This window comes from Sporosarcina sp. P12(2017) (assembly GCF_002743035.1).
GTDB lineage: Bacteria > Bacillota > Bacilli > Bacillales_A > Planococcaceae > Sporosarcina > Sporosarcina ureae.
This window is the reverse complement of the sequence record NZ_PDYL01000012.1, coordinates 80,654-103,318: the sequence shown is the minus strand read 5'-3', so window position 1 is coordinate 103,318 and position 22,665 is coordinate 80,654. Positions and strand designations below refer to the sequence as shown.

The window sequence follows — 22,665 nt, the reverse complement described above, 5'->3', positions numbered from 1 at the left end:
GAAATGGACATGCAGAACGCTTTAGAAACAGCAGAGAAGCATGCTAGACTTCGTGACGGTGAGAAGTTAGTTGATGTAGCTGCTGTCGCAAGAGAAGAACAGAAAGCGAATGAGCAAGGTTACGCTCTTTACAAGTTGAAAAATAAGAACAAGGCATTATTTGTTCAAACAATTCAAGAAAACCTCGATGTGCTTATCAGGAAAGAATTCCTGACAAATGCAGAGTTAGGTTTTCTTTTTTCATTGATGCCGTTGGTCCAACTACATTCAAATGGCATTACCGATAGAGAAACTGGACAATTTATGACAGTCTCAGAAATTGCAAAGTATTTAAATCGTGATCGAACAGGAATTAGTGCAACAATCCAAAGTCTTTTAGTAAAAGGAATATTATTTGAACTCGTAGATTCACAAGAGATTAAGGAACATAAAAGAAGCGTTACGCGAAGACCATTATTTATGAATCCCGAAATTATTTACGCCGGAGATCGAAATAGAATAAATGCTACATTATCAAAATTGGTTATCGAATTTGATAAATTGGAAAGAAAAAAGGCGTTGCTTTCCTGGAAGTTATGGATAAAAAATGGAGAAGAGTTCGGAAGGTTGTATAGCAGGAAAAGTTATTTGGAATTCAAAAAACTGAAATGAATTAGCGAGGTGTCGAGAAAATACGTCACCCATTATTGTTGATTTATATAGAGTTTCAACACTTCTTTTAGAGGGTGTCGAAAAAAATCTACACCTTCTATGCGCATATTGAAGGGATTAATATGAAAAAGGGGTGTCGAAAAATATCGACACATGTGTAGATAAATCTCTACACGGAAAAGTCTGTGTAAACGTTGTTGTGAAAGGGTTTTTTGGGAATTTCAGAAAGTCTCTCTATCTCACTCTTATATATACAACTGCCATACTAGAATTTTCACCTGTATCTTGAGCGTAAAGTTCGGAGGAAAGTAGTTGTAATTTAAAGCGTATGATATGTCATTATGTTTTATAAAAGATTGCAAACCTTATTATTTTGCAGTAGTTTTGGAAATAGAAATTGGAACGAATTAAAACCTGGGCTGAAAAAAAAGAGAAGGATCGCGATGTCTGCTATTTCAGCTCTTCAATTATTCAGCCCATGTTTTAACGCGTTCACCGCCATGATCCAAATTTATTATAGTGAATATTTATGTGAATCAAACCCGTTCAGTTGAGTGGTATAAAAGTTGAAGTAACGATTCAATTACATCAAATTTGGAATACTTTTCCTTTTTCGAAAGGTTTTTTGGGGTATCTTTGCTATAATGATATTGAGTATTAAAAAAGTTCTTGAAGTTCAACAATCGGGCCAGTATAAACGAGTAAGAGGTGTAAAGGTATGTATAAAGAGTTAGGTAACCACGTAGCAATAAAAGAAATTATTTTTAATGGAAAACAATACTCTAAAACTAAAAAAACACTTGGTATATTTTATATTACCTTATTAGCCTATTTTCAGGCTACACAAAATTATATTATTGGTGGTACTTTGGCAGCCATAGGTATTATCGGTGGTATTATTTATATTGTCAGTAAAATTTACATTTATAATGAACAAAAGAATATCATAGATATTATGTTCCTCATAATATATTGCGTGTTACTTGTATGGGGAATTTATATAATTTATACACTGTAATACCTTGCTATCTGTGATTCATTAATAGGGTGCGATTCTTGACGAAGAATTGTGCCTTTTTCAGTAATAGTGCAAGATTGTAAAAGTTTAAAATTCTAAAATGAGAGTTAATTCTAATGGTATTAATACGGGAAATGGAGGTTTTCATATTTGATAAGCATTATAGTTCTTATAGCAGGAATAATGGCTTTAGGGTTAATAATATTAGCTGTATATAATGTTGTTATTAGAAAAAAGAAAGTTAATAATATGTATACACCGTTTGATGATGCTACCCGTGGGATTAAGGATGAAGATAAGCAAAATCATCAGTAAATACACTGAGAAAAAAGTGTTTTATCTTCCGTTAAAAGGTGCGTTTGCTTTATAAGCGATTGTGTCTATACCGCAATCAGGCCATTTTGCAGAGAAATGGGGGTGTTTCGATGAAGAAGAAATCACTCTTTTACTAGCGAATATTTGTACTTGCTGTTATGTTTTTGCTTTTTTTAATGAAAGTAATAAACCTAGACACCTTTTTAACAATGATAGGTGGAATAATAGTCTTTGTCGGTATCCCTGAGACTATAAAGGCAATAAAGGATAAAGACAGAAAAGAAAATCCATAAACGGGTGCAGTTGTGGAAGAAGTACTGTGCCTGAATTGGGCCAAATTGTTTAGATCTCACCCTCGAAGTAATGAATTTTTTAAAAAAAGAGGGATTAGTAATGAATAAATATCGTGGTTATGCAATGATAAGTGGATTTTTTGGAGCATTTCTAATTGCGACTGGTATGATGTTGAAAAATATAGTTACTTACTCACCATCAATCGGTTGGATAGGTGGAGCCGTATTGTTTTGTGTTGCTACTTATTTCGCTATAAAATCAAATAAACGTAGTGCGGAAATGACTTCTTAATATTTAACAAACTGAATTTGGACTTCTACAAAAGGTGCGATTGTGGAAGATGATTTATTTGTAGACACTTAGTTGATCGGAGTGGAAGCCGGCGACTCTGGGAGGATTGAGGACGAATGACAGTTAATTCGTCCCGGGGACATGTGAAACAACCAACGGTAGCGAAGCGAACGGGTTGGTCCACCGCACGCCCTCCAGAACGCGTCCGACTGCAACGCAGATCAACGGTTTCAGACCACTATCTAGCTATCGGGAGCGATTACAGGACAAAAGTTATTTGGAGACGCTTAGTTTTGAAAGATATCTTTAACTGAAATCCCATCGCTCTAATTTTAAAAGTTAGATGACTATCAATTATGTATAGAACTTTTCAAATATGAGTTACAATAATAGAAATACTTTACTTGTATAGTTGGGAGGTTACACATTTGTTTGAAGTTATTAATAAAAAGAAGGCACAATTAGATGCTGCTCGTCCTTTACCAAAATATACATTGAAAAGTTTACGAGAGAAGTTATTTCTAGAGTGGACCTATAATTCAAATGCCATTGAAGGAAATACATTAACCATGAACGAAACGAAAGTGGTTCTTGAAGGGATTACAATTGGTGGTAAGACGCTGAGAGAACATTTGGAGGTTATTAATCATCGTGATGCCATTAGTTTTGTTGAAGAAATTGTCCAAATGAGAGAATCTCTTTCTGAATGGCAAATAAAAAATTTACATCGATTAGTACTCAAAGGAATTCATGACGAGTATGCAGGTGTTTACCGTAAAGAACAAGTCTTTATTTCGGGTGCTACACATATACCACCAGCGCATTATCTGATCCAAGAAAGAATGGAACAAATGATGAATTGGTATCAGAACGAAGGAATCCACCTTCATCCTGTTGAGCGTGGCGCGATGTTGCATGCCATATTTGTTGGTATTCATCCTTTTATAGACGGAAATGGACGTACTTCAAGACTTTTGCTTAATTTGGAGGTAATGAAAGATGGATTTCCTCCAGTGATTATTAAAGTGGAAAATCGATTGGCCTATTACGAAGCTCTCGATAAAGCACATACGACAGAAAATTATAGTGACTTTATAGCGCTAGTAAAATGTGAAGTAGAAGATTCCCTTGACTTATATCTAAGTACGATCAGTTAAAAGCATCTCTATGAGGTGCTTTTTTGCAAACAATAATTGCGCTTCAATCGGGCCATAGAATTGAAGTTGTATTAATATGAAGTGAAAGAAAAATCGAACTTTTTAACGGTGAATTGGGTCCTAATTGTAGAAGAAAACAATTGAGGAGGGTTACTTTGAAAAAGGTATTTTTAACATTTTCTTTATCTGTTTGTGCCTTGATTTTGTTTGCTTGTCAATCTCAAGAAAAAGAAATGACGTTGTTAGATGATATTTCATCAATTTCTATTTCAAAATCCTATGGTTATGGTGGAATAAATGAAAATTTCTTTGTAACAATTGATAAAAGTGAACTCATATCAAAATTAGAAGACGTTTTAAATGGTGCAGAGGGTAAAAAACAAAAGATTGATGTAAGTAAGGAAAAACCAGATTATGATATATTGGTTAATTATAAAAGTAGGGAAACTCACGGATTGCATCTTGTGCTTGGGGATACGGGAGAAAAGAGCAGAGTTATGTATGTTGGTCACGAACAAAATGGCTTTGATATTTCACCTGAAGGCACAGAAGTTTTAAAAAAGTTGATGGATAAACAATAAACAATGTTCCTGAATCGGGCGCGATTGTTTAAGAAGCACGATAAAATAATAACCAAAAAAACGCTGATTATTTTCAGTGTTTTTTTTGTAGCAAAAATCCCATGTTTCACTCCTCAATTTCCCTTAAGCAGTATTTTGTACAACACAACTGAACGGGAATATGTGAATCGTAAAAACTTTTGTACCTGTCAAAAGCAATCGAAATGTTTTGGTTGTTTTTAAGAGGAACAAAATTATTAATAGGAAGAAAGGGGATATAAATTGGGATATGAAAAAATGAAAGAAGTAAACGATAATTTAGAATCGAGGATGATTCATGGAGTGGTCCACACACGCTTTATCGGGAATGATAGCCGGATATACAGTTACAGGGGGTGATTGGCGAGGAGCGGTGGTAGGAGGAATTGCAGGTGTTCTACCGGATCTTGATGAACCGAAATCTAAGTTTGGAAAGTTGTTCTTCTTTATAGCTATACCACTTAATTCTATATTTGGTCATCGGACTTTTACACACTCCCTGCTATTTACGTCATTAGCAGGGATTTTTATATACCCGTTTACAGAATTATGGGTGGCCTTGTCAGTAAGTGCAGGGATACTTGCCCATATTGCAGGAGACATGTTAACTGGAAAAGTGAAACTCTTCTATCCGTCAGCTAAATCTGTTGGGATTGCAATTCCATCATTCAGTTTTATGTGGATAGACAGAATCACAAGACTGTTGCTTGTTATAGCGATAGGTTGGATTGTACTTAAAAAAGTAATTTGAATTTATAGGAGGTCAAAAATTGGAAAACGTTGCAGTGGATTTAGGTTATGGCTACGTCAAAGCGATTTCATCATCAGGAAAGAGAATAATTTTTCCTTCGTTGGTTGGGAAAGGATACGACAGGGGAATTACAAATATCCTCGGAGATACACCAAACGACTTAGCGAATATACATGTATCAATCAAAGGTGAAGATTATTTTGTGGGAGAACTAGCAAATGAATCTCGTTCTTTGTCTCGTATCTTTGAACGTGAACGTTTCAATCATATGTATACACATATTCTGCTTAATACCGCTATTCAGCTTGTAACAGACGGTAGAGGGGGTTCTGTGAATCTATCAACAGGACTTCCACTAGATTTCTACCAGGCACAGGCAAAAGATTTTCAAACGTCTATTACAGGAATTCAATCGCATATTGAATGGAAATCAGGTCCACTAATAGATGGTGCTAAACAAGTAAATATTGAACGTGCCTTAGTGTTTCCACAAGGTGCTTCAGCTATCTTTTCAGCATTGATTAATCATGATGGGAAATATACCTATCCTCATCTAATGAATCAAGGAACGCTTATCGGATTGGTTGATATCGGATTTAGGACAACGGACTTTGTTGTAGTTGAAATTCAACAGAATGGTTCATTTGTTCCAAAAGCAAAGTTATCTGGAACGGTGGATGACGGTGTAAACAATTTATACAGGGATATCCGTCAAGCCTATAAAACAAAAACAGGTGGTGCTGATTTAAGTGAACATTATATTTCCCGAATATTAAAAGACGAACAATTAACGTACAAAGGAAATAAAATTGATTTCAGCAATATCATTCAGTCTAGTAAGAAATCAATAGCCACTAATATTGTTGACCGATTAAAAAATGTATGGGCTGAAGAATCTGATCTATTTGATGCACTCTTCTTGGCCGGTGGTGGCGGAGAACTCTTTGAACCATTCATCCAGACCCACTTTGATAATCGATTGGTGAAGATTACTGAAAGCCAGTTTGCAAACACCATTGGTTATTTAAGATTAGGAAAATCAGTATTTGAACAATTAGAGCGTCGAAATTCAGTGATTTGATATGAGTGTTAATTGGGAAAAGCGATATAGCTTTCGTTTGCAAGAAGAGGATAAAGAAATATATAAATTACTTCAACAAGTCCCGGATAATAAGCGAAGTGAAACAATTCGGCAGATGCTGAGATTCGCCTTTCGTACGATGTCGGAAGGAAAGAAAACAGAGCAAGGAATCCAAGATCTTTTGGCTGAAATAAAGTCATTAAAAGAAAAACAAAAATTGCAACATCAAGAGTTGCTAGTGAAGATAGGGAGTGCTGTAGCAATTAATAATGACGAAGTAAACAAACCTGACGACAATAAAATGAATGAACAGGCAATTGACGATAGCGCAAGTGCGATGCTATCGTCTTTTGGTGTTAATTTTGATTAATTAAAGGGAGGTGTTGAAATGGATAGGACAAAAGAAGAATTGCGTGCAAGAAAAAAGAAAAAGTTTTTAAAAGTATCTGAAACGCTGAGAGTTTGTGACTCCTGTGAATATCGAAGTTTAGTAATGACGGGGGATAGCTCACAAATCAAGGCACTTGTCGAAACAATTTGTGGTGGCTGTCCCAACTATAAAAGAATGCGGAGCGTAGGTGATGAGCTATGGCATACAGATACGAATATTGAAGCGATTCTGGAAAAGAAACAAGAGATTACAACTCAAGAAATACGAACGCTGCTTGAAGAAGGTGTAACAAAAAAGAAAATTAGAGAGGCATTAGGGTTTCACTCAGTTATTGAATTTAGGGAGTTCATATTAACGATTGCGAATAAATAGGAGGGGAATTTTAAAATGAAATTAGTAGAAGATACCGTAGAAAGTTACCGCAAAGCAGGTAGTACAATAAAACGACTTTTGAAGGAAATGGATGAACTGATGGATAACATCAACATTTTTAATTTGAATGCGGAAGATGTGCAAAGGTATTTCACGCTGTATAAAGCTAAATTAGGACTTGAAGAAGCCTATACATCAATTGTTGATTTGAGTAAGGAAATTCAAATTGAAGGCTATTTACGAAAAAACAGTAGGGCCAGGTATGAATTAAATAGCTTTGAATTAACAAGTGGTGCATTTCTTGATCTTTGGCAGGAGGATTTAGAAATGAAAGAAGGGGGCTATTACAAGCTCTGTAGGATTGAGCATCGCGGAACAGATTATTACTGCGTAGAAATGCCAGAAGTGAATTTAGAAGGATTGAAAGCGCGTTACAGAGTATCATTATTATCAATTTAAATTGAAAGGAGTAATCCCGTGCTATTGAATATAGAAGAAACCTATAGAACTGTGATACTAAAAGAAATGTTAGAAAATGAATTAGTAGAATTGGAAACGGCTTATAAGAATCCAATGGATGAAAGGACCGTAAGTAAAGCAACAGTACGTAAAACGATAAAACACCTTTTCATATGGGTGCCTATTTTCATGGTGCTTGTTAATTATATTCGCAATGGTGTGGATCTATTTATTTTCATCTACACACCTGTTTTTCTGTTCTATACAGCAATTTATACTGCGGTAATTGTTTTGTTCATTTACGCCTACAATTTTATTGTTAGGAAATATAACAAATCCAGGGCAGGAGCAAATGAAACATCACTTTTCTTTGAGCAAAATATAGCAGCGCTTCAATCAAATATTAAGACAGTAGAAAATGCGTTAATGACTAAATCTACTTTAATTCCTTTGTATCATTCAAAAGAGAAATTGGTGAAAATGATTGAGTATATGAAGAAAGGGCGCGTTAGAACAGAAGAGGACGCTATCAAACTATTTAAGAAAGAACATGCGAGCTATATCCAGCCAAATGCTACTAAGCGAAAAAAACGATTTAAAAATCAAGAAGGGTTGACAAGGAAATTGAATCGTTTTGGTCGTTTCATAAGCATGATATTTTTTGCTTCGCTAATCGCAAAAAGTCTAAGTAGATCAAGCTCCCCTAAAAGATAGGAAACAATTGATATTAATAAAAGGGTAAGTTATCGTGCAATTCCTTGAAGGGAGGTGAATACGTGTTTAAAACAATTATCGGAATCATCCTAATGATATTCTTAATCGCTGTTGTCGGTAGTCTATTATTAGAACAGTTTCCAACCTTAGTCCCGTTGTGGGAGGAACTGAAAATGCACATCGGCACTCTTTATGAATCATCCCTTGTTAAATATGGGACAATCACTACGCTGCTATTAATTGTCGCTATTTTTATTATGGTAGGAAGTTCAAAAAGAATGTGATGAGTCGTGTAAAGTTTGAACAAAAAGAAAAGAAGGAGGTCCACAAAACTTGCGGAAGAAGTTAGGGAAATCCAATGGAAAAAAGGATGGTATTGTAAAAAAAGCGATGGATGTATTCAGAAAGTCATCTGAAAATGAAAAACGTAAAAAAGATATGCGAAAACTTGAAAAGAAAAGCAAACCGAAAGGGTATCGAGCCAAAAAGCTAGGTGCATTTACTTTCTGGATGCTTTTTTTGTTTATGCTTTTTATTGTTTTCGTAAATGTGTTTTCATCCAGTGGGAGTTCGAATGCCGGCAATGAAGGGGATAATCTACAGGTGAATAAAGCTTTAGCTGCTGAGGGGGTAGAGTTTTCAAAAGGCTTTGTAGCAGAATACTTCACATGGAATAATGGTAATGAAGATCGTGCTCAACGAAAAATAAAGTTAAGTTATTATTTGCCCGAAAAGTTAAGTGATCTAGCCGCAACAGGTGATAAGAAGTGGAGTTCAAAGATTTTACGAGAAAATATACATTTAAAAGAAGTTGAAGATTTGGGGGACAATCGAGCACGAGTCATTTTTCAAGTTAAAATAAATTTTGAAAATCCTACCGGTAAAGAAAAAAAGGAGAATGATAAAAAAACAGAAGATGAACCCGTTGTTCCTGAAAATATTGAAACAGTAAAGTATATATCTGTGCCAATTGTTTATAACGATGAAGAAAGTCGTTTCGCCGTTTATGAACTCCCGAGCTTCACGTACATGAGTGAAGAAAGTGTTGAGAAAAGTGTTGAATCAGAAACAGAGGGATTGAAACCGATTAATGATGGAAGCATGCAAAACATTCGGGCTTTCCTGGAAACGTTTTTTGAAGCCTATGCAAATGACGCAAAAGATAAGTTAACCTACATCGTTGAGGACCCTAAACATCAAAATGGTCTTAATAAAACAATGGATTTTGTTAGCTTGAAGAATACAGAAATATTTGAAGGTAAGAAAGTGAGTGAGAAAATTGTAAGAACGGATGTTGTGTTGGCGGAACCCAATACAGGAATCGAATTCATATCTACCTACATCCTTGTATTGGTTGAAAAGGAAATGCGTTACACCGTGTTATTCATTAACAATAAACAATACATTGATGAGTTAAAGGACAAGAAAAAAGCAGAAGCAGAAATTGAAAAAGGTATGGAAGTCGAGGAAGATAATCAGGATCAAAATCACGATATTGAAAGCGATCAAGTGGATGAAAATGACACGGAAAATGAATAAGCAGTATGTAGGTACAGACAATTGTGTCTGTATTTTTTTATTTTAAAGGGAGGTGAATTGTATGAGTTTAGAAGGATTATTTACATGGTTCTCACAAGAAATCAAATGGGCATTATTCATCGTTCTTTTTGTTGCATTGATTGTGACAGCATTTAAGAGAGCATGGATTGCAATGATCGGTGTTGTTATCGGTCTTGCGTTCATCGGAATCTTCATTGTCCAACCAGACATTTTAATTAACATATCCGAATTTATTGCTGAGAAATTGAATTTAGGTAACTAATTTTTTGCTATACATGCAAGAGGGCTTCTACTACTAGAGCGCCTCTTGCTATTTGTTTTGAAATAGGCAGCTTGGAGGTGAAAAGACATTAACAAGATTCCGTTATATGTGCTGAATAACTTCATTCGTTTTGAACGTCAGCTCTATCAAATATTCGGGTTAGAACTAGGCAGGCCAATCCGGTTAAAAGCAGTTTTGTATTTCTTTGTGATAGCAATCGTGGAGTCTACTATCTATTTTACTCCGGGAATTGGGCGGTTAATTAATTGGATACCTGTTGGGATCTTAATTCTTATACCAATAGGATTGGCATGGTTACTTGCAGATGTAGGAACGGAGGGTAGATCACCAGTAAACTTCTTCCGTTCGTTTATTTTGTATCAAGCAAGAAAGATAAAGGACAGCTCGGTTTATAGAGGTAGAGAAGTTGATAAAGAAAAGGATTATCAATTTCATAACTATTTTACTTTTAATGCAATTGTACATCCAGAAAGTGACGATGTATCTATTGCAACAGAGATTGATGAAAAACGAAAGAACGCAATTGAATATATGAAGCGAATTTCAGATAAAGGAAAAATGGCTAGTGCGGAACAAGTCAATCATAAAAATAATGAAACAGAGGTGGTCGAGAAGGTGGCAGATGAACAACTACCAGAAATAGAAACAGAGCAATTACAAACAGGAAAGAATCCGGAAAAAATCGGAAAGCGAATAAATCGGAGCCCACTTGTGACAACTGGTATTACTGTTCTTTTCACAATAGTAGTAAGCGTCGCATTGGTTTTCGGTTACCTTTATACATTGACGGATTTTAAGTTCGGTGAGGCAAATGCCATCGCTAACAATTTGGATTCGCCTCATGAGGTAAATAAGGATGGTACTGAAAAAATAGTTTTGCCTATTGATGAAAACCTCATTTTAGGATTAAGAGCTGCGGCCATTCAAAAATACGGTGATGCAGTTAAAAACTTCGATAAATTAGACTTTGGTGAGTTGGAAAAAGCCGATAGAAATGCGGTGTTGTTTACGTATTTAATGTCAGGTAATGCACAAAAAGCATTAGATTATGTTCCAGAATTTGATAAATCAATTGTTGGTTACTATGTCGTGAAAAAAGACCTCGAGTTACTACTAGATTTACAAACTGATTCTGCATTAATCGCATTTGAAGTTGCTGCGTTAAATAACGATTACGAAAAGGTAATTGAATATCAAAGTGCAGAGAGAATGGAGATGGATGATAGACGGGCTTACATTATTGCTGATGCTTATATCGCTTTGGGACGCGAAGATGAGGCTCTTGAGTTTGCGAAAAGCATTGATGATAACTCATTACACTCATATATCAAGGAGAAAACGGATGCCAAAGGCTTGGAAGAAGAGAAAAAAGAAGCTGAAGAATCTAAGGGGAAAGTATAAAAAAGCATTTCATGGGAGGAATTTACTTGTCAATTGAAAATAAAGATATGAAGAAGAAAGTGACGGTGGTCGGATCAATTGCCCTGTCGGCCGTATTAGCTAGTGGTGTAGGATATACCAGCTATAACATATTGAAAGAAAAAACCACAGAAGAAAAACATGAAGAACAAATCAAGAAAAAGGATGATAGTAAAGTCGTTGATAGATATACTTTCGACGAGGAATTAACAGAAACTGAAGATGTCCTTGAAGTGATGATTGCACAGGCTGCTGAAAATGAAGAATCAGATGTAACATTCTTTGATGATGAATATTTGGATTTGGACGATTCCATTGCGAATGTTAAAAAGAATGATGTGCAACACATATCTTTTTTTGATGAAGAAGATGATTTTAAAGAACTGAATGATTCTATTATTGCTGTTGCAAAAGAGGAGAAAACTGAGATATCTTCCGACGATGTAGCAATGATAGAACCTGTGCTAAAGGATTCCGTTGTGCCGGAAGAAAATATAGAGACAGTGGGGCTTGAAAAGCCAATTGAGTCCGTGCAATCAACTAAACCAATAGATTTTAAGAAGCCGATAGAGCAAAAGAAACCATCTAATCCAGTTATTTCGGAACCGGTAGAACAAGAAGAAACAACAAACCCAATTGAATCTCCGAATCCAGAAGAACAAACTGTACCGCAAAAACCGCTAGTTCCAGCAAAGCCAATGGAACCTGAAGTACCGACAACTCCGGAAGAACCAACGAATCCTGTGGAGCCGGAAAATCCAATAAAACCAGTGATTCCTGAAGCACCAGAAGCACCAACAAATCCAGTGTTACCAACAGAGCCTGAGAATCCAGTAGAACCTGATGTACCATTGGAACCCGAGGAGCCTATAATTCCAGAAGACCCAACGGACCCTGTGGAACCAGTAGTTCCTGTTGATCCAGCAGAACCAGAAGAACCGACGGACCCGGAAGAGCCAACTAATCCAGTAGAACCTATTGAACCCGAATACCCGACTGATCCAGAGGAAACGGAGGATCCAACTGAACCAATTAATCCCGAGGAACCGGTAGAACCAGTAGAACCGTCAGAACCGTCAGAACCAGAAATACCTACTATTCCAGTAGAACCTGCCGATCCTGAAGTTCCCACAGAAACAGAAGACCCAACGGAACCTGTACACCCAGTGGAACCGATTGACCCAATTGAACCAGAACTTCCAACTGATCCAGTAGAACCTGGAAATCCAAACACAGAACTGGAAGAACCAGCAGAACCGACAAACCCTACAGATTCGGAACAACTAGAAGAACCCGTTATTTCTATCGGACCGAACGAGGATGCAGAATAATGATAATGAAAGAAGCTGTGTTTAATTTGCGGCTTCTTTTGTTATTAAAAAACTATGAAGGAAGTGGTACACATTGAAAATCGAGTTTCCGATTAAGCATATAGAAAATAATTTAATATTTGCCCATGATAGAACAGTTTGGGCATATTACAAAATAGATGGATTTAATTATGACTTTTTAGAAGATGATGAGAAAATAATTCCATTTCAACAACAGATGTCTTTTCTAACAAATATTGGTCTTGATTTACATTATTTAGTGATTCCTAATCCAACGAATATTACAGGTATTTTGAACGCTACAATTAATGAAATGAATATGAAAAGTTATCCGTTGAAAGAAAATGGCATTCAGTATATAAATCAAGTCAAAAGAGCTTTAGAAAATGAACGGGAATTGAATGAGTCTAGTGAGTATCATCACTACATTGGTATTCAACTAGATCCCGAGAAAAATAAATATGCCTCGGGTAATGCTGGTATCAATGCCCTTACATCTGTTAAGAAGTTTATTGAAGGATTCAGTTCTCCTTTATATCAAGCGTTAGGATTGTATCCCGATGACATTTTAGAAAGCCAAATTAAAGCTTTTCAAAGCCAAGCCGTGTCAATAGAATCATCAATAGCTAACTCATTCGGTTCACGGATTCAAAAAGTAACGACGGAGGAATTAGTATTTATTATTGAAAAAAGTTTCAGTACAAGAAATAACAATACGGATGTGCAGCTTCGTAATTCATATGAAATTGGTAAAGAAGTTGAAGGGATTGATATGCAAGGAAAGAAATATAAAGCGATTCGTAATAATAAGAAGGAATTCTTTGATGTGCAAAATACGAATATCAAAGAAATTGGTCCTAAGACATTGATGTTGAGTCGAATTACTGATGCGAATGAGATTGAAAGTCTGTATTGCCAATACTTAACGATTGAATATATGGACGATGTTCAGCATCATCCCGGTAGTGAATGGCTATACCGGATTCAATTGCGAATGCCCTTTCCGTTAACCGTTTCGATTCGCGCGGAAAATCAACCGAATGAAATAATTAAGAAAAAATTAAGTAATGCAAAGTTGGAATTCAAAGATCAACGCAATGAAGCTCAAAAGGGCGGTCAAGACGTGGATATGAGTGTCGATGTTTCACAAAGTGGAACAATCCAAATGGAAAATTATTTTAAGCAAACAGGATTTCCTGGATTTGCTGTATCGTTCGTCTTTAAAGTAACTGCCGAAACTGAAGAACAATTAAAGACGAGGGTTGGTTTGTTGCGAAATGAATTATCAAAGTACGGTTTGAAAATTGTCGCACCTTATGGTGAGCAAGTCCATTTCTTATTGGAAGCTATTCCCGGCTCAAAAAAGTATCACGATGATTATAAGATGGAAGTTGCTCCGGGTGTGTTAGCTGGAATGATGTTCGGTGCTACTACAAACATTGGGGATAATCGAGGATTCTATATCGGACATACTTCACAGTTTTCAAAGCCAGTCTTCATCCAGCCCGATTTAGCAGCCAAGGCATTTGATGGGCTTGGTAACGTAGTAGATTCAATTTCAGTTCTCGTTGCTGGAATGACAGGACGAGGAAAATCCTTCTTTATGAATCTGTTTATTTATCTTGCAACACTTACTGGCTCCAAAGGGTTAATCATAGATCCTAAAGGTGATAGAACAGGATGGGATAAGGGACTCCCGTTCATTCCGAAAGAGTTCATAGAAGTTTGGACGCTCGGTTCAGATCCCGACGATGCCGGTTCACTTGACCCATTTAGAACAAGTACAAGTATTGAGGAAGCGAAAGACATTACTATGGACATTCTTTCGTATCTGGCAAACATTAATTTGAACGAAGATGCTTACAATATTTTGAGTGAAGCAGTTGAAGAAGTATCAAATGAAGATGATCCATGTATTGGAAGGGTTCTAACATATTTACATGAGTTGTATGACCTTCGTCCAGAAAGTATGTCGAATAGCCGCTATGAAGCACTAGAACGGTTGAGAGGTACGCTAGAGACGTTGAAACGCAATCAACTCTCCATGTTGCTATTTGGGGAAGTGGGGCAAAATTTTAAAGTGTTAGAACATGACAAACCGATTCAAGTACTTATGATTCAAAACCTTAACTTGCCATCATCTAGTGAGAAGAAGAACGCTAGAACGATTCACAAGATATCGGAAGCAATTATGATTTCAATCACTGCTTGGACAAAGCAATACATGTTTAAAAGCGATAGAGGCACACACAAGTTCATTCTACAAGACGAAGCAAGTGCAATCGAACGAAGTCCAATTGGAGCTGAATTAATGGATTTTATCGTCCGAATGGGTCGTTTCTATAACACGACTTTGATTAAGGGGTCGCAAAATGCTTCTGACCATGGAAATGATGTTGCAAACATGGGAATGAAATTTAGTTTTGGATTGCGTAAAACTAGTGAAGCGGAAGAAATGTTAAGTTATTTGAACCTACCCAAAACAAATGCAAATATCGAAACGTTAAAAGCATTGGATCGTGGTGAAGCTTTATTTCAAGATATTTATGGTCGTTCTGCCGTTGTGAAAATTAATCCGGTGTTTGTTGAGTTGTTAGATGCATTTGATTCTTCAACATCATCCGAAGAGGAAAGAGAGCGTGAAAAAGATAGAGTAGTATGATAATATACAACTCAACGAAAGGAAGTGTCATATTGAATAAAAAACGTATACTAAGCCTAGCAGCAGTGTTAGGTATGACTTTTCTAATTGCGGGCTGTAATTCGGATGGGAAAGAAAGCGAAACGGTAGAAAAAGAAGAAAATGCTAATGCGGAGAAATATGAAGAAGTATTTAAAGAAACTGATGAAATAGCGCATGATTTTATGGTGGTTAAGATAGAACAGAACTATCCTGAGATTCTTAAATATTTATCGGCTGAAGGTATTGAAAAGCTAAAAGAAGAAAGTGATTATCTATTGGATAAGCATAGGTTACCTGAAGAGTTTGATAAACTTGATGGGATGTATGAATTAAGAAGATATGATAACTTTTACGACGAAGAAATCAATGAGGTTTATTATAGATATAGTAGACCTGATGATAAAGGGGTAATTGTCAACAGTTGGATTGTTTTAATAGAGAACGAGGATAAAGAGTGGAAAGTCAGAGATTACACAGAGTTCAGACCTGAAATGATAAACGATGCCAATGATGAAACTGGAACAGTGCTTCATGAATTACCTTTAGAAGTAAAGGATAAATAATGATTGTATTGAAAAAATAAATATGTAAGGAGGTAACTGGCTCCGAATAACCCTTGCTTAATGAGAAGGGTTATTTTTATTGCCTAAAATTATATGAAGCTAAACTATAAAAAAGTATTAATAGTATTCGTGATGACTTTTCTGCTTTTTTGTCTAGGAGTACCAAACTACGGGTCAGCTAATAATGGCGAAGAGCCAAATAAGATGTCCGATATCATGGATATTATTACGGATCAATATGGTGAATTTAAAGACGACGGAAAATCTTATTATCACTTAGATGCAGTTTCGGATAAGGACGTAGAGTCATATGACGAAGGGGGAAAGTTTTGGGCTGATACTTACGATAAACTTTTTGGGTGGGCTGACGTTAAAGAGAATGTTGGGAATAAATTAAGTGAAATGGTTAATTTGGTTAACAATATTGTTTTTGATATAAATATATTTTTGACATATACAATGTTAATTATGTATGACTTGGCTTATACCGCTGATTTCACCGAGAAAATAATTATAGAACTAGATACCTTAATGTCCAATATCACCGGCATTTCAGGAGGAATGTTTAGTATTGGGAATGGTCTATTTGGGAATTTAGTGAAGTTAATCGCTATAATAACGGGTTTGTATGCATTGTACGTGTTCATTATTAAACGTGCTTTTTTTGAGTCTTTTTCTTCTGTCTTTCAAACGATTATCGCATTAACAATCGCAATTCTGATGTTTGCAAACTACACAACGTTGTTAACAGGCGCTAATAAAATAACAACAGAATTAAGTGGCTTTGTTGTTAGTCTTCCAAGTCATTCTCAAGATTCCGAATCATTGGTACCAGAATCCAATGTTAATATTGGTGACCCAAGAGTAAAAATGAAAGACAGTATATGGGGAATGTTTGTAGATAGACCTTATTTGTATATGCAGTATGGTACGCACGATATAGAGACGCTAGGTGATGGTGATAGAAATAGCGGAATCCAGCGGGTTAAAAATATTCTAAAAGTGCCTCTTGGCGAAGATAGACAAAGAAAAGTTATAGAGCAGGAAGCCTCGGTGGAAAAGTACGGAAACAACATGATGAAGTATTCCGCAGTAAATAGCCGATTAGCTTTCTCATATTTCTACATGATGATTAATGGGTTAGTCTCACTACCAATCTATTTATTATCACTTTGTTTAATTCTATTTCAGTTCTGGTTTATGGTCATTGCAGCTCTTGCGCCCTTTGCTTTACTGATTGGTGCAATTCCAGGACAATTTAATGTTTTGAAACGGTATTTCATTGAGTTAGGTATCCCGTTAGCTTTGAAGATATTTGTATCATTCATTGCGTTAATTGTATTTGTAATTTCAGATATTATTTACGCTGGTGATTTTAAATCAATCAGTGGGGGTTCAAACCCGTTTTATAGCTATGTGGGTGCAGCTACGTTCAATTTATTATTATTCGGAACAATTTTTATTCTACGGAACAGAATCAAAGATATATTCTCGTCTGGATCGAATGCAATTCGTGACCTAAGAGAAAGTTCTGGAACGTTCACAGCTCCATTTAAAAAGGGTGTACAAAATGTTGCTACTGTTGGCGGTGCTGTTGCGGGTGCTGCGGTTGGAGGTCCAGCTGGTGCTATGACAGGTGCAGCAATTGGTGGATCTGTTGGTAAGGTTGCAACAGGTGAAGGTGGTATAAGTGACGTTGCCGGCTCTGCGATGAAAGCCCAACATCTTGCCCACTTGAGTAAGATGACAAAAACTCAACAAGCTGCAAAGCTTTCTGCTACTGACAAGGGTAAGTTAGCCGGCTTTATGGATGAAAAAAACTTGACCCCTGAAATGAAAGAGGAGACGGGGGAAGCCCTTGAAAAAGAAGGGATAACCAATTTAAGTGATGAAGAAATGAATGAGCAATTTGCGAAAATTAGTAATAAAGGTGATTTGGACGGTAATTTTGCTCAAACGTTTGCTAAAGGTATTTCAGATGACCGAAGAAGCAATGCAATCGAAAAAGAAAAAGATTTATTATTTGCCGGAAGAGAACAAAAACGAGAACAAACAAAAGCAGTTCTGTCTGACAAAGGAATCCCATCAGAAATGATTGATGCAACAATGACTGCTTTAGATCAACAAGGTTTGCACGATGTAAGTCCGAAAGAATTGCATTCGCAACACGACAAATTGATGATGCAAGGCGAATTGAATGATGACTATGCTGCGACATTTGCAAAAGGTATTGCTGATGAAAGAAAAACGATTCAACTACAGAAAGAGAAGCAAGATGTATACGGTGAAGTGGAATATGAACTTCATTTGAATAAATCAATGGTGACAAATGAGCTTGCGAACAAAGGTGTGCCAGCCGAAATGATTAATCAAACCCTGGATAAATTAGGTGATCGTGGTTTAAACAATGTCAGTCCAAGTGAAATGAACAGACATTTCGATTTGGTAGTTGAACAAGCTGAAAAAGGCGAATGGAAAAATGGTTTTGCAGACACGTTTGCTAGCAACATTGAAAATGAAAGAAGGGCCATCGAATTGGAAAAGGAAAGAAAAGCCATTATTGAAGGCAATAACCTGAAATCGTTAGATAATTTTCCAGAGTAGTAAATGAGTTTTTTGAAACTAGCATAATAACTAGAAAAGGGAGTTGACACTTTCAGTGAGTGAGAAAACAAAAAGAATAGTTTCTTATGGCGTGATGGGTCTAGCTGTCACGCTTTTATTATTGGGTTTTATTATCGGTTTTGTCGATAAAGGAAAGAAGAACAGTGTAGATGATAATTCTATACAAACCCCAAATGAAAATGAGGAAGAAAATATATGGCAATATACTTCAAAAGAAGGAAGTGGAAATATTGACGTTGTAGAAGAGAAGCCTGAAAAGAACTATTTGAAAATACCAGAGGAAGTTTCAAAAAATCCGACTCAAAGCGATATGTTCAGCAATAAGGATTTGGAGAAAACAACGGAAATTGCAAATGAATTTGCTTTAAAGTTTCATGAATTTGATAAAGCATCCCCTGTTAAACATTTAGAATCCGTTGAGGGACTGTTGGATCAAGGGTATATCAGCTACCTGAGGGATAACGAAGAAGAAAAGATTACGGGGTTAAAAGATGTGAAAGGAATCGTTTCAAGAAAAGTTCTGTCAGTGGAGATTAAAGAACCTGTTGCTCCGACATTAATTGCTATTTCATGGGATGCCGTTGTTATAAGTGAGGTGATTGATAGCGATGGTAAAACTAGGAAGGATACGGATGTTTACAGTTTGATGTTTGAAAAAGATGACAGCAGAAAATTCCAGATTGTTGAGTATTACTTGAATTATGACGACAAAAGATAGGGAGGAGGGAACGAACAAAACCTCTATTATGAGCAAGTAGTTCGTTGAATGATTATGAAAAAGTTGTTATGGATTATACCAGTTATAGCCAGCCCAGCCTTGCTATTAATGTTTTCACTTCTTGCCCTTCTTCTATTCTTCGGGGTAATTGTAATTTTTACAGAAGAAGACGATGAACAGATGAACTTTGGGGGTGGTGCGATATGTCGTGCTGATGGAGAAATTAGTGAAACAGTATTCTTCTCGCAATTTAATGATGCTGGTAAATTTACAGGCAAAGGGCAAGTATTTATTGACGTTGCAGAAAAGTATGGCATTGATCCGGTTTTGATGTCCGCAGTGGCTTTTCATGAAACAGGATTCGGAACATCATCGGCGGTTATTTTAAAAAACAATCCCGGTGGTTTGATGGATCCTGCGACAGGAAGTAAATATTTATATTCATTCTCAACAATTGAAGATGGTTTAAATGCAATGGGAAATACATTGCACAATCGAATTATTAAGGACGGCTTAACAACGATTGCCGATTTAGGTAGTGTGTATGCGCCAATTGGAGCAGATAATGACCCGACTGGATTAAACAAGCATTGGGCACCGAATGTTACTACATTGGTAGCTCAATTTGGTGGATTAACGATGAACTGTGAAGTGCATGTCGTGGGTGACTGGATGCTTCCTGTATTAAATGGATTGCGGATTACAAGTCCGTTTGGTTATCGAACTCATCCCGTCCATGGCGATGTAAGGCTTCATACGGGTGTAGACCTCGCTTGCGCAAATGGTGACCCTATACTTTCAGCTCAAAGTGGTAATGTTATTTTTGCTTCTGGAACTGGTTGGTCTAATGGATACGGATTACATGTAATCGTCAATCATGGTGAAGTCACTACTTTGTACGCCCATCTAAATTCCACGAAAGTAAAAATAAATGATGTGGTTTCTCAAGGGGACGTACTCGGCACATGTGGTTCAACGGGAACATCAACCGGAAATCACCTACATTTTGAAATAATTCGTGCGGGTAGCCAAGAAGATCCGATGCCGTATTTAACGGAATATAAGGCTGTTGGTGAGTAGTAAATAAACGAAAATGATTTGTCCGACGCTAATGTGATGTGGAAACGTTGATAGAACAGTATTTCCGATTACCAACGTCGGACGTTGAAGAAAATGAACGTCCGACGTGAAAATACTCTCCAAATGGTGTTGTTATAAGGTTTCTATTTCCTAACGTCTGACGTTGGGTTATTCGTGTTGGAAAATGATTATAAACGTCCGACGCTCGGTTTTAAGAATGCAGATACATCAAGGGATTAACTGGTGAAATAACGTCCCCAAATAAGAAAGGAATGAATTTGGTGGAATCTGAAAAGAAGATGCTTTTTGAACAATTAAAAAGCCTAGAGGAAATGAAAGTTTATTTAATGTCACAAATAAATAAGTTAGGAGGAAATGATGCTGCCATAAAGAGGACGTCAGTCTATCCAATGGCAAAGGTGAAACCAATGATTATCAATGGTTATCCTGTTTTTCAGTTTTCATACGAAGGTGCTTTACCGCTTTATAAAGAATCTGATAGGGATTATCTAGCAATGATTAGACATTATTATTTTCGCGCGACCCATGATTCATATGACTTTTCAAAGATTGATTATCAATTTGATAAGTCGGTAATTATTATCGCTCAACATTTTGAAAATAAGATTATCCGTGATTTAGATAATCGAAATCGAAAGCTTATTCAAGATGCAATACGGCATACAGGACTAATCGGTGACGATAGCTGGTGGAGGGTATGGAATTTTGATATAGGGTTTCTTGATCCAAGAGGAAATCATGTGCAAGTCTTTGTAGTATCGCAGGAAAACTTCGAGGGTTTTATGACTTATCTAAAAGAAGAGCATTTTCATTTAGCGAAAATCCCTGAATCAACGTTGCAAGAAGAAATATTTAAAGAATATAGAGCAGAAGTGAAAAGAGAAAAGAAGGAAAAAGAGAGCAAGGAGAAAGAACGGTTAGTGCGTTCTTCAAATACTAAACCAGAATATTTTTGGAGTTAATTGTTTTAAAGTATTTGAATATTGTACCCAAGTTAAAGCCCCGTATTTTAGGTGCAATATAAAGGGGTTTTCTGAACCCTTATATTGTACCCATTAGGGAGCCTAAATTGTACCCGGTATATAAAGGTTAATCGTAAGTGGCTAATGGTTTTCTGAAATTTTAGGCGAATTGGGCAAAACGGGGAGGTTTAGTTGAATCAATTCGTAGCGCAGTGTAGAAGTGACCGAAAATAAACAGCCGGGGCGAACAATCAAAAAGGAGGGGAACGCATGTCGAAGACGGGTAATAAACAGGTGGTCAAGGTTCTGCAATCTCGTGATATTGAGATACTTCGTGGTCTGTACGAACATCGTGTGTTGAGTACGGAGCAGATCATGCGACGCTACGAAATGTCAAGGTGGTATACGTATAAGAAATTACGAATCTTGCGTAATTCAAGACTTATCAGCAGCCACCCGATCAGTGGCTATCTTGCGAATCAAAATAGACAAGGTTCTTATCATCGAATCAGTGAAATAGGTATCTCCTGCTTGAGAGAGCAGGGGGTGCCTATTGAACGAAGGGCCGATGAATTAAGAGTGAATATTCGTCGTCTACCGTTCTTGCTATCCACCAATGATGTGATGATTGATTTAGAAAGATACGGTTGGGAAATGAAAGACAGCAGGGATGTAAAGGAGAAATTCGAGTTAAACCGTGGTGCAAATGTGCAAGGCATGTTGACAAGTCCAAGCGGGTCGGAATATTTATTCTACATGTTCATGCATGGCGTGGGAATGAAGAATCTGATGAAGACAGCAAAGGAAATAAGAGATTTCGGGAACCCCAATTATATCCTATTCGCCAAAAGTGCAACCAGTTACAGTACAATTGTCCAGCAACTTTCAACAAATAATTCCATAATCGTTAAATGCCAAAGCCTAAAAATCTTCCCCTATACATTTGCAAAGTACTATTTACGTTTATTCGAAGATGAAAATAACATCATGAAGTTTCTGGAAGACTACGAGATCTATGACCTGTCCTTTAAAACGTCTTCTGTTAGCGGTGGTAAGAAACAATTCGATGGTTTGGAGCGCGTGGTTCGACACAACGGTGAAGAAAAATATCTTGTGAATCTGCTCGACACGGATTTGGTCAAGGTTTATAACATTAAACAATACCGAAAAGAAATGTACGAATTAGACGGAAGGAAAGTGCTAGTGGTAACTACTCCAAATACACGGGATATGCATGAGCAGCTATTAGATGAGATTCATCATGTTGATTACCTTGAAATTGATTCCGGGGATCTCGTGGATTATCTAACCGCAATCTAACCGACTA

The 22,665-nt window shown here is 36.6% G+C and carries 25 protein-coding genes; all 25 read left to right on the top strand.

Annotated features, from left to right (window positions below):
* Nucleotides 1-3 precede the first annotated feature (3 nt).
* Nucleotides 4-651 (top strand): MarR family transcriptional regulator, encoded by a 648-nt coding sequence (locus CSV80_RS11340; RefSeq protein WP_099670972.1) that lies wholly within the window; start codon nt 4-6, stop codon nt 649-651.
* Nucleotides 652-1,369: 718 nt separating this feature from the next.
* Entirely contained in the window at nt 1,370-1,669 is a 300-nt protein-coding gene (locus CSV80_RS11335; protein ID WP_099670971.1) for a hypothetical protein, read from the top strand.
* 150 nt (nt 1,670-1,819) lie between these two features.
* Nucleotides 1,820-1,984, top strand: coding sequence for a DUF3951 domain-containing protein (locus CSV80_RS17355; protein ID WP_143560486.1), 165 nt, complete (start codon nt 1,820-1,822; stop codon nt 1,982-1,984).
* Between the two features lie 393 nt (nt 1,985-2,377).
* A complete protein-coding gene (locus CSV80_RS11330; protein ID WP_099670970.1) occupies nt 2,378-2,569 on the top strand; it encodes a hypothetical protein in 192 nt (63 codons plus the stop codon).
* 116 nt (nt 2,570-2,685) lie between these two features.
* Complete coding sequence (locus tag CSV80_RS17350; protein WP_143560485.1) at nt 2,686-2,883, top strand: hypothetical protein; 198 nt, start codon at nt 2,686-2,688, stop codon at nt 2,881-2,883.
* 114 nt (nt 2,884-2,997) lie between these two features.
* Nucleotides 2,998-3,726: a Fic family protein gene (locus CSV80_RS11325; RefSeq protein ID WP_099670969.1), complete on the top strand. Its 729-nt coding sequence runs from the start codon at nt 2,998-3,000 to the stop codon at nt 3,724-3,726.
* Nucleotides 3,727-3,881: 155 nt separating this feature from the next.
* Nucleotides 3,882-4,307, top strand: a complete 426-nt coding sequence (locus CSV80_RS11320) for a YhfM domain-containing protein (protein WP_099670968.1) — start codon at nt 3,882-3,884, stop codon at nt 4,305-4,307.
* A 316-nt stretch (nt 4,308-4,623) separates the two neighbouring features.
* Nucleotides 4,624-5,076, top strand: coding sequence for a metal-dependent hydrolase (locus tag CSV80_RS11315; protein WP_099670967.1), 453 nt, complete (start codon nt 4,624-4,626; stop codon nt 5,074-5,076).
* A 19-nt stretch (nt 5,077-5,095) separates the two neighbouring features.
* On the top strand, nt 5,096-6,157 hold the full coding sequence (locus CSV80_RS11310; RefSeq protein WP_099670966.1) for a ParM/StbA family protein: 1,062 nt from the start codon (nt 5,096-5,098) through the stop codon (nt 6,155-6,157).
* Between the two features lies 1 nt (nt 6,158).
* A complete protein-coding gene (locus CSV80_RS11305; protein WP_099670965.1) occupies nt 6,159-6,527 on the top strand; it encodes a hypothetical protein in 369 nt (122 codons plus the stop codon).
* Between the two features lie 18 nt (nt 6,528-6,545).
* Nucleotides 6,546-6,920: a hypothetical protein gene (locus CSV80_RS11300; protein ID WP_099670964.1), complete on the top strand. Its 375-nt coding sequence runs from the start codon at nt 6,546-6,548 to the stop codon at nt 6,918-6,920.
* Between the two features lie 15 nt (nt 6,921-6,935).
* Nucleotides 6,936-7,379: a DUF5348 domain-containing protein gene (locus CSV80_RS11295; RefSeq protein ID WP_099670963.1), complete on the top strand. Its 444-nt coding sequence runs from the start codon at nt 6,936-6,938 to the stop codon at nt 7,377-7,379.
* Between the two features lie 24 nt (nt 7,380-7,403).
* Nucleotides 7,404-8,093 carry a hypothetical protein gene (locus tag CSV80_RS11290; protein WP_143560484.1) on the top strand — a complete coding sequence of 230 codons (690 nt, stop codon included), beginning with the start codon at nt 7,404-7,406 and terminating at the stop codon, nt 8,091-8,093.
* A gap of 62 nt (nt 8,094-8,155) precedes the next feature.
* Nucleotides 8,156-8,377: a hypothetical protein gene (locus CSV80_RS11285; protein ID WP_099630314.1), complete on the top strand. Its 222-nt coding sequence runs from the start codon at nt 8,156-8,158 to the stop codon at nt 8,375-8,377.
* Between the two features lie 49 nt (nt 8,378-8,426).
* A complete protein-coding gene (locus CSV80_RS11280; RefSeq protein WP_099670961.1) occupies nt 8,427-9,632 on the top strand; it encodes a conjugal transfer protein in 1,206 nt (401 codons plus the stop codon).
* A 61-nt stretch (nt 9,633-9,693) separates the two neighbouring features.
* A complete protein-coding gene (locus CSV80_RS11275) occupies nt 9,694-9,915 on the top strand; it encodes a hypothetical protein (protein WP_099670960.1) in 222 nt (73 codons plus the stop codon).
* 108 nt (nt 9,916-10,023) lie between these two features.
* Entirely contained in the window at nt 10,024-11,337 is a 1,314-nt protein-coding gene (locus tag CSV80_RS11270) for a TcpE family conjugal transfer membrane protein (protein ID WP_158231896.1), read from the top strand.
* A gap of 26 nt (nt 11,338-11,363) precedes the next feature.
* Nucleotides 11,364-12,686 (top strand): hypothetical protein, encoded by a 1,323-nt coding sequence (locus CSV80_RS11265; RefSeq protein ID WP_099670958.1) that lies wholly within the window; start codon nt 11,364-11,366, stop codon nt 12,684-12,686.
* A gap of 73 nt (nt 12,687-12,759) precedes the next feature.
* A complete protein-coding gene (locus tag CSV80_RS11260) occupies nt 12,760-15,348 on the top strand; it encodes an ATP-binding protein (RefSeq protein WP_099670957.1) in 2,589 nt (862 codons plus the stop codon).
* Nucleotides 15,349-15,380: 32 nt separating this feature from the next.
* Nucleotides 15,381-15,932, top strand: coding sequence for a hypothetical protein (locus tag CSV80_RS11255; RefSeq protein ID WP_158231895.1), 552 nt, complete (start codon nt 15,381-15,383; stop codon nt 15,930-15,932).
* 93 nt (nt 15,933-16,025) lie between these two features.
* Nucleotides 16,026-18,536, top strand: a complete 2,511-nt coding sequence (locus CSV80_RS11250) for a CD3337/EF1877 family mobilome membrane protein (RefSeq protein WP_099670955.1) — start codon at nt 16,026-16,028, stop codon at nt 18,534-18,536.
* Nucleotides 18,537-18,591: 55 nt separating this feature from the next.
* The gene (locus CSV80_RS11245) at nt 18,592-19,275 is read left to right on the top strand and encodes a hypothetical protein (protein WP_099670954.1); all 684 of its coding nucleotides are present in this window, start codon (nt 18,592-18,594) and stop codon (nt 19,273-19,275) included.
* 54 nt (nt 19,276-19,329) lie between these two features.
* Complete coding sequence (locus CSV80_RS11240) at nt 19,330-20,355, top strand: peptidoglycan DD-metalloendopeptidase family protein (RefSeq protein ID WP_158231985.1); 1,026 nt, start codon at nt 19,330-19,332, stop codon at nt 20,353-20,355.
* A gap of 272 nt (nt 20,356-20,627) precedes the next feature.
* Nucleotides 20,628-21,338, top strand: coding sequence for a hypothetical protein (locus CSV80_RS11235; protein ID WP_143560482.1), 711 nt, complete (start codon nt 20,628-20,630; stop codon nt 21,336-21,338).
* A gap of 270 nt (nt 21,339-21,608) precedes the next feature.
* Nucleotides 21,609-22,658 (top strand): replication-relaxation family protein, encoded by a 1,050-nt coding sequence (locus CSV80_RS11230; RefSeq protein ID WP_099670951.1) that lies wholly within the window; start codon nt 21,609-21,611, stop codon nt 22,656-22,658.
* The last annotated feature ends 7 nt before the right edge of the window (nt 22,659-22,665 follow it).